Below are 10,169 nucleotides of genomic sequence, written 5' to 3'. Positions count from 1 at the left end.
TAGCAGCGTTAAGTGCCAACAGATTCGTTTGCTCTGCAATGCCACGGATCACGTCCAGCACCGAGCCTATGGTTTTGCTGTCTTTTTCCAGCTCGGCCACCACGTTTGTCGCCTGCTGCAGCCGATCTGACAATGCATTAATACGCTGCACCGTCTGCTGCACTTCTGCCCGGCCGCTTTGCGCATTCTGGTTTGTCGCCTCGGCTTTTGACGCTGTCATTTCGGTATTCCCGGCGATTTCGTTGATGGTTGCGCCCATTTCAGTCACCGCTGTTGCCACCATATCGGTTTCGCTTTGTTGCTGTTGCATGCCACGGCTGGTATCCGCGGTAGAACGTGCCAGCTCATTCGTCGCGGTATCAAGCATTTCCAGCGCCTGATTAACCGTTTTAATCAAGTCCTGAAAATCGCCCAGCATGGCATTAAAATCAACTGCCAGCGTGGTCATCTCATCATTACCGGCTACCGCAACACGCATACGAAAATCATTGTTGGCGCGGATCAACCCTATCGCCTGACATACCTCCATCACCGGCCGCAAAATACTGCGACTGGTCAAGGCCACCAATATCAGCACAGTACCAAGCACTATGATGAAAATAGCTAACGCTAGCTGCTGAGTGGAGCTGACAGAATCGTTTATAGCTTTCGTCGTTTGTTGCTCCAGCTCTTTCAGGCTGGTTTCCGTGCTGTGAATAGCGGCGCGCATCTCACCGGTAGCACCTTCTGTTTCGCTAAGTCCCATCTGACGCATCGCATTTACCAGCGCAGCGAAACTCTGATTGTACTGCTCAGCCAAAGCTCTGCTCGTGCTATCTGTGCCTGTTTGCAGCAAAAGCTGCGGAAACAGTGTATTAAAGCGTTCCGCATAGGCCATATCTTTGCGCAGCAAGAAATCTTTCTCTGCTCGGCGTAACTGCAATACCAATATGGTCAGGTTGTCCTGTCCCAGCTGGTCAAGCAGATCGGGCTCGGCGAGTTGATCGTTTCCGCCCACGGGTTGCGCGAGGGATTGCTCTACGAACGACTGGACGACGATGTCCGCGCTCTCGATCCGCTGATCGCCGCGACGCGGGAAGAGGGCGAACGGCAGGGCAGGTTTCCCGAGCATGGCGATCTGCTCAACCGCTGGATTTCGCCGCTTTTTCGCGACGAATCGAAAGAGGACGCGCGGATCCGCCTTGCCGCCTGCCTGCTCGCCGACACCGGCTGGCGTGCGCACCCCGAATTCCGGGCAGAACGGGGACTGGAAATGGCTCTGCACGGCAATTGGGTGGGGATCGAATCGAACGGCCGCGGCAAGATGGCGCAGGCGCTTTTCACCAATTTCGGCGGTGGTGTTGGCGTGGTCGAAGAACTGGTCAGCCTGTGCAGCATGGAAGAGCTGGAGCAGGCCGCGCGATGGGGCCTTGCTATGCGCCTCGGTCAGAGGCTTTCGGGCGGTGTCGCGGGACCATTGGAGCTATCGAGCATCGGTATCGACGGCGATTCGATTGTGCTCTGCGTCGATCGGGGCGATGCCGAACTCTATGGCGATCCCGTCGCCAAGCGTCATCGCCAACTGGCCGATGCGTTCGGGAAAGATCCGAAGTTCAGACTGGCGTAGCCGGCCCTTGAGCTAGCCGCAGCGAATAGCCGTCACCACAGTGTTTTCATCATATTCGACGTTGAGCCGCGTAGACCGGTAATCCATCGTCACCGCACTGTTCGGCGGAATCCAGCGGAATTCGCGCGCACCCGACAGCTCCATTGCTTCTGCGGCAAGATTCTGGGTTGCTCTTTGGCCTACAAGGCCCTGAGCCGCGCTCGCATCGCAAGGCCCTTCACCGGAAACGGGCGGTTCGGCATCCTGGGGCACCGTCGCGCATGCGGCCAGAAAGGACAGCCCCGCCAATGCCACACATATTGTTCTAACCATCGCCATTCTCGCTCGCATGGGTCATTTTGAGTTTGCCGTCTTTCACCGCGAAAGCAAGCCGCCCCTCGACCAGATCGAGAGCCTCATGACCGAATTCGTCGTAGCGCCAACCATCGAGAAGGCGGATATCCTCGCGCTGCCCGGCGGCAAGCTCTTCCAGTTCGCTCGCCTTGGCAATCAGCCGTGAAGCAACGCCGATCTCGCGCGAACGAATCTTGAGCAGCAATTTGAGCAGGTCGGCGACCAGCGCGCCTTCCTTGCCCAGGCCTGGCTTGCCCGTCTTTCGCGGCGGCATTTCATCGGCCGGCAGCGGTTGGGCCTTCGTGACGACATCCATGAGCCGGCGTCCGATATCGTTTTCGGCCCAGCTGGACGGCAGTCCGCGCACTTTGGCGAGCGCCTTCTGGTTGGCCGGTGGATGAGCGGCGAGATCGGCAAGGGCCTCATCCCGAAGCAGGCGCCCGCGCGGGATATTCTTGTCTTGTGCCTCCCGTTCGCGCCATGCGGCGAGCGCCTTCAACCGGCCCAGCACATCGGACTTGCGCCCCTGCACCCGGACGCGCTTCCAGACCGAATTGGGCTCGTTCGCGTAATTTTCAGGATCGGCGAGCCGCTCCATCTCGTCGTTGATCCACATGCCACGGCCCGTCTTACGCAGTTTTTCGAGCATCTTAGGAAAGATCTCGGCGAGGTGCGTGACATCGGCGATGGCGTAGCTCAGCTGGCGGTCGTCGAGCGGGCGGCGGCTCCAGTCGGTAAATCGCGCGCCCTTGTCGAGTTGCCGTCCCAGCATCGTGTCGACAAGATTGCCATAGCCGATCTGCTCGCCCAGCCCGAGCGCCATTGCCGCGATCTGCGTGTCGAAGATCGGGTGCGGCGTTTTGCCGGTGATGTTGTAAACGATTTCGACGTCCTGGCTTCCGGCGTGGAAGACCTTGAGCACCTCCTCATTGTCGACGAGCAGGTCGAGAAGGGGCGCCAAATCGATGCCATCGGCCTTGGGATCGATCGCCGCCGCCTCGTTTTCGTCGGCAATCTGGATCAGGCACAGGTCGGGCCAATAGGTGTTCTCGCGCATGAATTCGGTGTCCACCGTGACGAACTCCGAGCGCGCGAGTCGTTCGCACAGGCTCGCCAATGCCTCGCTGTCTTCGATGAGCGGGTGAATCTTCATGCGAGCGCCATGCTATAGGCGTGATGGTGGCGAAGGCCAGTTCACACCGGCATTCGATGTGGAAACAGCCCGGTCGATATCCGGTGACACCGCAAACACCGCCGGAACGCCGCTGTCCCATCCCGTCGCGGTCAAGCCGAAGCACGGTTGATAGACCGTATGCGCAATGGAGAACGAGGGTGACGAAGCGCTCCAAAGCGCCTAAAGGCGCAGCTTTCCGAATTCAGCGCCTTTGCGCCTTCAAGAAATTGCAGGATCATGCACGACTACCGCACGCACAACTGTTCCGAACTCCGCAAATCCGATGTCGGCGATACCGTCCGCCTGTCCGGCTGGGTCCATCGCAAGCGCGACCATGGCGATCTCGTCTTCGTCGATCTGCGCGACAATTTCGGGATCACGCAAGTCGTGACCGAGGTCAGCGGCCCGGCCTTCGAAACGCTCGAATCGCTGCGCTCCGAATCGGTGATCACCGTGACCGGCGAGGTGGTCGCTCGCACCGATGACCTGGTGAACCCGAAGCTCGACACCGGCGAGATCGAAGTCGTTGCGACCCATGTCGAGGTGCAGTCGGCGGCGGAAGAGTTGCCCATGCCGGTCTTCGGGGAAGCCGATTACCCGGAAGATATCCGCCTGCGCTATCGCTATCTCGACCTGCGCCGCGAGAGCATGCACGCGAACATCCTGCTGCGCTCCGAGGTCATCAGTTCGATCCGCAAGCGCATGATCGATCAGGGCTTTACCGAGTTCCAGACGCCGATCCTGACCGCCAGCTCGCCCGAGGGTGCGCGCGACTATCTGGTGCCGAGCCGCGTCCATCCCGGCAAATTCTATGCGCTGCCGCAGGCGCCGCAGATGTTCAAACAGCTGATCATGGTCGCCGGCTTCGACCGCTATTTCCAGATCGCGCCCTGTTTCCGCGACGAGGACGCCCGCGCCGACCGTTCGCCCGGCGAATTCTACCAGCTCGATTTCGAGATGAGCTTCGTAACGCAGGACGATGTGTTCGACGCGATTGAGCCGGTGCTTCGCGGCGTGTTCGAGGAATTCGCCGACTGGCAGGGCAAGGGTCGCACCGTCGATCCCGATTTCGTCCGCATTCCCTTCGCCGAAGCGATGCTGAAATACGGTTCGGACAAGCCGGACCTCAGAAACCCGATCGAGATTTCGGACGTGTCGGAGCATTTCAAGGGCTCCGACTTCGGTCTGTTCGCCAAAATCGTCGAGGGCGGCGGTGTCGTCCGCGCCATCCCCGCGCCCAACACCGGCGACAAGGGCCGCCGCTGGTTCGATGCGATGAACGAATGGGCGCGCGGCGAAGGCTTTGCCGGTCTCGGCTATATCAACCGCAAGGAGGGCGCGCCCTCCGGCCCGATCGCTAACAACCATGGCGAGGAAAAGACCGCCAAGCTGCTCGCCGAGCTCGGCCTCGGCGACGCCGACAGCGTGTTTTTCGCTGCGGGCAAGGAAGCCGAGGCAGTGCGACTGGCCGGTGGCGCGCGCACGCGGCTGGGACAGGAACTGGGCCTGATCGACGAAAACGCTTTCAAGTTCTGCTGGATCGTCGACTTCCCGATGTACGAATATGACGAAGAGCAGAAGAAAATCGACTTCAGCCACAACCCCTTCTCAATGCCCCAGGGTGGAATGGAAGCGCTGGAAACGAAAGATCCGCTCGATATCCTCGCCTGGCAGTACGACATCGTCTGCAACGGCGTGGAGCTTTCGTCTGGCGCAATCCGGAACCACCGGCCCGACATCATGTACAAGGCGTTCGAAATCGCCGGGTACAGCCAAGCCGATGTCGACGAGAATTTCTCCGGCATGATCAACGCCTTCAAATATGGCGCCCCGCCGCATGGCGGCTCAGCGCCCGGTATCGACCGCATCGTCATGCTGCTCGCTGGCGAACCGAACCTGCGCGAGGTCGTGCTTTTCCCGATGAACCAGCGCGCCGAAGATCTGATGATGGGAGCGCCGAGCGAGGTCAGCCTCAAGCAGCTTCGCGAACTCAACATACGCGTCGTGGAGCCGCCGAAGGAAGGATGAGTACCGGACCGCAGGAATTCCGCGAAGATTTCGGGGCAGGGGAAATCTGCCGGTTCGAATGGGGCGATGCATCCGGACACCCCATTCTCCTGCTCCACGCTACCGGGTTCCACGCGCGCTGCTGGGATCAGGTGGTAGCGCATCTGCCGCAGGATCGGCGCATCGTCGCCGTCGATCTCCCGGGCCATGGCCGCTCCTACAAGCCCGACAGCCTGTCCGATTGGGTGGCGGTGTCCGACAGTATCGCGTCGCTGGTCGACGGTCTCGACTTACGAAGCGCCATCGGCGTCGGGCATTCGATGGGCGGGTTTTGCCTTGTGCAGCTTGCAGCGAAGATGCCCGATCGCTTTGTCCGGCTTGTCCTGGTCGATCCGGTGCTGATGCCTCCGGAGATGTACCATGCGCCACGAATCTGGCCGTATGAAGACCCATCCGAGCATCCGGTCGCTCGCAGGCGCGATCGCTTTGCTTCGCCGGAGGAAATGGCCGCGCATTTCCGCGACCGCTCGCCCTACAATCTGTGGCAACCGGCGGTGCTCGAGGATTATTGCCGTCACGGGTTGCTGCCGGCGGAGGATGGCGACGGATACAAGCTCGCCTGTCCGCCCCGGCTCGAAGCCTCGATGTATATGGGGTCGTCCGGAAACAATCCCTATGACGCCGTCGCGAAGATCGAAACGCCGGTCACGGTACTGCGCGCGCCGCAAAAGCCGCGCGGCGAGCGGATGGATTTCACCAATTCGCCGACCTGGCCGAAGCTCGCCGACGCATTTGTCCATGGTCGCGACGTATACCTGTCCCAATTCACCCATTTCATGCCGATGGAGGACCCGGAACGGATCGCGATGCTGATCATGGAAGACTGAGCAGCGTCATCGGCTGATACTGCCCCATTTCGCTCCACTCACGCAAAACAAGGACCGAGCCGCTTTTCATGGCTGCGGAGAGGTGGCAGGTACGGATCATGACCATCGATCTTACCGATTTCGAAAACGGCGCCAAATATGATGGCGACTATGGCGATGACCTGGCCGCGCTGCAGGAGCGGCTCGGTCATCTCCAGGCCGCCTATATCATCAATCGCAAGCGTGCCGTGCTCGCCATCGAGGGATGGGACGCGGCGGGGAAGGGTGGCATGATCCGCCGCCTCGTCGGCCATTGGGACCCTCGCTTCTTCGAGGTCTGGCCCATTTCCGCACCGACGGCAGAAGAAAAGGCGCGCCATTTCCTCTGGCGTTTCTGGAAAAGGCTGCCCGGCGAACGCGAAATCAACATTTTCGACCGGACCTGGTACGGGCGGGTGCTGGTCGAACGAGTCGAGGGCTTTTGCACCGAGTCCGAGTGGAAACGCGGCTATGACGAAATCAACGAGTTCGAGGCGCAACAGAAGGACAGCGGCACGCCGATCGTGAAGCTGTTCATGCACGTCACGAAGGAGGAACAGGACGAGCGCTTCCGCAAGCGGCTCGAGCATCCGTGGAAACGCTGGAAACTGACCGCAGACGACTTTCGGAATCGTGGCAAGCGCGCGGAATATCTCGATGCGATGCACGACATGTTCGCCAAGACCGACACGCGCTGGGCGCCCTGGAAGATCATCGACGGCAACCACAAGAAAGCGGCGCGGATCGCTGCCCTGACGCATGTCGCCGACGCGCTGGAATCCCACGTCTCGATGGATCCGCCCGAGGCCGATCCCGCGCTGGAGGCGCTGGTGGCGTCCCATTTGGGGACATAGGCGCAATCCTGCCTTCACCGCGTTTGCCGTTTTCGCGGCTTTCATGGCATATCGAGCCGAATTCGGGAGGCATATGAAATGACGACGGTGGTGAAATCGTTCGGGCTATTGCTGGCAGCCGGTCTGATGACCGAGGGCTGCGCCTATGACAGCTACGGGCACGGCTATGACAGCGGCTATGGCCATCATGGCGGCTATTACAACGACGATTACCGGGGCGGAAACGGCTATCACGGCGATCATGGCTATGGCGACTATCGCGACAGCCCGTTCCGCGTGAGCCAGCGCGGCAGGCTCGACCCGTGGCTCGCCCATACCTGGGAAGGGCACAAGTTCATTCGCGACCACTATCGGGTAGGGCGCGACAATGTGCTCAGCCGCCGCGATGCCGATGAAGCCAACGCCTTTTTCCGGCGCTGGGCCGATGTCGACCGCGACCTGCGGCTGACCGACGTCGAGATCCGCACCGCACTGACGCATACGGCAAATAACTATGGCTACAGCAATCCCGGCTATCCCGGCCATCCCTATCCGCCAGCCGACCAGCCCCGCGAATGCGACGCGCGTCCGGCCCAGTCGCTTATCGGCGAGCGGGCCGACCGCCGCCTTGGCGATGTCGTGTTGCGGCGTACCGGCGCAAGGGAGATTCGCTGGGTCGAGGAAGGTTCGCCGGTGACGCTGGACTATCGGTTCGACCGGGTTAACGTCACCTACGATCGCTACAACAGGGTGATCGATATCGATTGCGGCTGAAGCTCTGTCGCCCGGTATCAGCCGGGATAGTCGATCGATAGCACCTCATAGTCTTTCGGCCCGGCCGGCAGTTTGACAGTTCGCACATCGCCGACCGAAGCGTTCTTGAGCGCATTCGCCAGCGGCGATTTCCAGCTGATCCGGCCGGCCGAGGCGTCCGCCTCGTCCTCGCCGACCAGGGTCACCTCACGCCGGTTGTCGTCCTCGTCGGCAATCACGACCGTCGCGCCGAAGCGGACGGTGTCACGATCCTCCTGACGCGTAGGATCGACGACCTTCGCCGCCTTCATCCGCCGCGAAAGGAAATTCAGCCGCCTGTCGATCTCGCGCAGCTTTTTCCGCCCGTAGATATAGTCGCCATTCTCACTGCGATCGCCGTTTCCGGCCGCCCAGCTGATCGTCTCGACCAGTTTCGGCCGCTCGCTCGCGAACAGCCGCTCATATTCGTCTTTCAGCGCCTGAAAGCCGTTCGGCGTGATATAGTTCGGCGCATCCGCCATCCCGGTTCGATCAGCCCGGCGTGCCTTTGCCGAGCCAGCGCGAGGCCGGCATGTTGCTGCGCGGCATGAAAGCGCGGTCCGGGTGGAGCAGGTCGTACATCACCGCATTTTCGACCACACGCTGCACATAGTTCTTCGTCTCATAAATCGGGATTTCCTCGATCCACTGGACGATGTCGACGCCCGCCGTGCGCGGATCGCCATTGGCGCGGATCCAGCGGTTCACATTGCCCGGGCCCGCATTATAGCTGGCGATGGCGAGCACATGATTGCCCCAGCGATTGAGCAGGCTTTCATAATAGGCCCGGCCGAGCTGGATCGAATATTGCGGGTCGTTGGTGAGGTTGGAGGGGCTGTAAGTGCGGCCGATCCAGCCCGAAACTTCGCGCGCCGTCGCCGGCATGAACTGCATGAGCCCGCGCGCTCCGGCATGGCTGACGGCGCGGGGATCGAACTGGCTTTCCTGCCGCGCGATCGCATGGACGATGGTGAAGAATCGCTCCGTCCCCGAGGGCATGTTGACGACGGGATAGCCATAGTTGCTGGCGTCGAAGCCATTCACCCGGGCGCTGCGATGCGCCATCACCGCGAGATCCTGCCGGCCGATCTGCGACGCAAGCTGCCCGGCAAGCTGGTGTTCGCCCTCGGTTTCCATCTGCTCGGCGATCTCGCGCAGGAAAGTGGACTGGTCTTCCCAGGCGCCGAGTTGTCCGAGCATACGGGCCGCGCGGACGATTTCGCGCTCGTTGAACGCGTTGGCTTGCTCGGCAGTAGGCCGTTCGGCCTGCGTACCGGGAACGGCAAGTTGGCGGCCCAGACGCTCATAGGCGAGCTGGCCGTAGAAATAGTCGTAATAAGCCGCAGCCTCTTCGTAGAATCGATTGGCCTCATCGCGGCGGCCGGCCGCCTGTGCCGCGCGGCCCGCCCAGTAAAAGCCCTTTGAGCGCGTCTGCGGCGTGCGGGCGGCGCGGGCATAGCGTTCGAACATGCCGATCGCCTCGGCCGGCCGGTTCTGGTGCCACAACGCCGTCGTCCCCGCGAGCCAGACGAGGCTCGTATAGTCGTCGCGCACACCAAGCGCCTGTTCGGAAATATCGGTGCCGGCGGGGAAGGCGTCGTCGACGCGGCTCGCAATGTCGAAGGCGGTCGAAAGCTGTCCGTCATTTTCCGCGGCGCGCGCATTGGTCAGGAGAACCTCATACCATTCTTCTGCGTCACCCGGGCGATATCGCAGCGGCGGCCGGTTGGCGAGGAGCGAGCGCGCCTCCGACGACCGGCCGTTGTTGCGCAGCCACATCGCCCGCTCGGCCACATAGCCTGCATCCAGGATCGCGTCGCCGCCCGCTTCGGCGCCCGCACCGGTAGCGAGCCTCAGGCGCGCACCCTGTGCATCGCGGCGCGAAGGCGACGTCAGGGAGAGCACCCGCGCCGCATCGCTCGTATCGTCCTGCCAGAGCAGCATATCGAACCGCGCGTCGTGATCCTCCGCGGTCAGCGCCGTGCCGAACCGCTGCAGCATCGCCGCCTCATCGGCGCTCGCGGACGTACTGTTGAACGCGCCGCGCCGCCACGCCGCTCGCGCCTGTTCGCGCGCTTCCGCCTCGCGTCCCAATGCCTGCAAGGCCTCTGCGTAGCGAAGCCCCCCGGATGCCGTGACCGGCGGATGCCGATCGAAAAAGGCAACCAGCGAGGCGGGAGAGGAGCCCGTCGAGGGGATCTGGTTTTCCGCAATACGCCGCATCCGGGTTTCGCCCGGCCAATCGGGGTGCGTAACGAGGAAGCTCGCATAGTCGTTGAACGGCAGGTTATCGCTCTGCTGCAGCCGCTTCCACTGAAGCAGCGCCTCGCCGAGACGGTCGGCCTGCGGCACCGAACCGACCGGCCCGGCACCCGACACACCGAGGCGGCTGGCGTACCAGGCGCGCTGCTCGGAACTCAGATTCTGGGCGTAGACGGCGGTGGCACTGCATAGCGCCATGATGGCAATGGATTTTTTCAACATGCTGGACATCCTGCTCGGTCGATCCTTATCAGGCG

Annotated in this window: 10 protein-coding genes; 5 read left to right on the top strand and 5 right to left on the bottom strand. The window is 61.9% G+C overall.

Annotated features, from left to right (window positions below):
- A partial coding sequence (locus Q0139_RS05675; RefSeq protein ID WP_298018760.1) for a methyl-accepting chemotaxis protein occupies positions 1–997 on the bottom strand: 997 nt, incomplete at its 3' end.
- On the opposite strand from Q0139_RS05675, the gene Q0139_RS05670 reads away from it, so the two are divergent.
- Positions 980–1,606, top strand: coding sequence for a hypothetical protein (locus tag Q0139_RS05670; RefSeq protein ID WP_298018758.1), 627 nt, complete (start codon positions 980–982; stop codon positions 1,604–1,606). The genes Q0139_RS05675 and Q0139_RS05670 overlap by 18 nt on opposite strands.
- A 12-nt stretch (positions 1,607–1,618) precedes the next feature.
- Here Q0139_RS05670 and Q0139_RS05665 read toward each other — a convergent pair whose 3' ends face one another.
- On the bottom strand, positions 1,619–1,918 hold the full coding sequence (locus tag Q0139_RS05665; RefSeq protein ID WP_298018756.1) for an I78 family peptidase inhibitor: 300 nt from the start codon (positions 1,916–1,918) through the stop codon (positions 1,619–1,621).
- Positions 1,911–3,092: a ribonuclease D gene (gene rnd, locus Q0139_RS05660; protein ID WP_298018754.1), complete on the bottom strand. Its 1,182-nt coding sequence runs from the start codon at positions 3,090–3,092 to the stop codon at positions 1,911–1,913. The genes Q0139_RS05665 and rnd overlap by 8 nt, the downstream gene beginning before the upstream one ends.
- Before the next feature lie 258 nt (positions 3,093–3,350).
- Here rnd and aspS point away from each other — a divergent pair, with 258 nt between their 5' ends.
- From aspS to Q0139_RS05640, 4 genes are all read left to right on the top strand, one after another.
- Positions 3,351–5,141 (top strand): aspartate--tRNA ligase, encoded by a 1,791-nt coding sequence (aspS, locus tag Q0139_RS05655; RefSeq protein ID WP_298018752.1) that lies wholly within the window; start codon positions 3,351–3,353, stop codon positions 5,139–5,141.
- On the top strand, positions 5,138–6,007 hold the full coding sequence (locus Q0139_RS05650) for an alpha/beta fold hydrolase (RefSeq protein WP_298018749.1): 870 nt from the start codon (positions 5,138–5,140) through the stop codon (positions 6,005–6,007). The genes aspS and Q0139_RS05650 overlap by 4 nt, the downstream gene beginning before the upstream one ends.
- Positions 6,008–6,105: 98 nt before the next feature.
- Entirely contained in the window at positions 6,106–6,879 is a 774-nt protein-coding gene (locus tag Q0139_RS05645; RefSeq protein ID WP_298018746.1) for a polyphosphate kinase, read from the top strand.
- Positions 6,880–6,957: 78 nt separating this feature from the next.
- Positions 6,958–7,632, top strand: coding sequence for an I78 family peptidase inhibitor (locus Q0139_RS05640; protein ID WP_298018742.1), 675 nt, complete (start codon positions 6,958–6,960; stop codon positions 7,630–7,632).
- Between the two features lie 17 nt (positions 7,633–7,649).
- On the opposite strand, the gene greB is transcribed toward Q0139_RS05640, so the two are convergent.
- Together greB and Q0139_RS05630 are read right to left on the bottom strand one after the other, a co-directional pair.
- Positions 7,650–8,132: a transcription elongation factor GreB gene (gene greB / locus Q0139_RS05635; protein WP_298018739.1), complete on the bottom strand. Its 483-nt coding sequence runs from the start codon at positions 8,130–8,132 to the stop codon at positions 7,650–7,652.
- A 10-nt stretch (positions 8,133–8,142) separates the two neighbouring features.
- On the bottom strand, positions 8,143–10,134 hold the full coding sequence (locus Q0139_RS05630; protein ID WP_298018736.1) for a lytic transglycosylase domain-containing protein: 1,992 nt from the start codon (positions 10,132–10,134) through the stop codon (positions 8,143–8,145).
- Between the last annotated feature and the right edge of the window lie 35 nt (positions 10,135–10,169).

Origin of the sequence: uncultured Parasphingopyxis sp., assembly GCF_937129435.1 — a bacterium.
Taxonomy (GTDB): domain Bacteria; phylum Pseudomonadota; class Alphaproteobacteria; order Sphingomonadales; family Sphingomonadaceae; genus Parasphingopyxis.
This window is presented reverse-complemented; position numbering and strand designations above follow the sequence as displayed.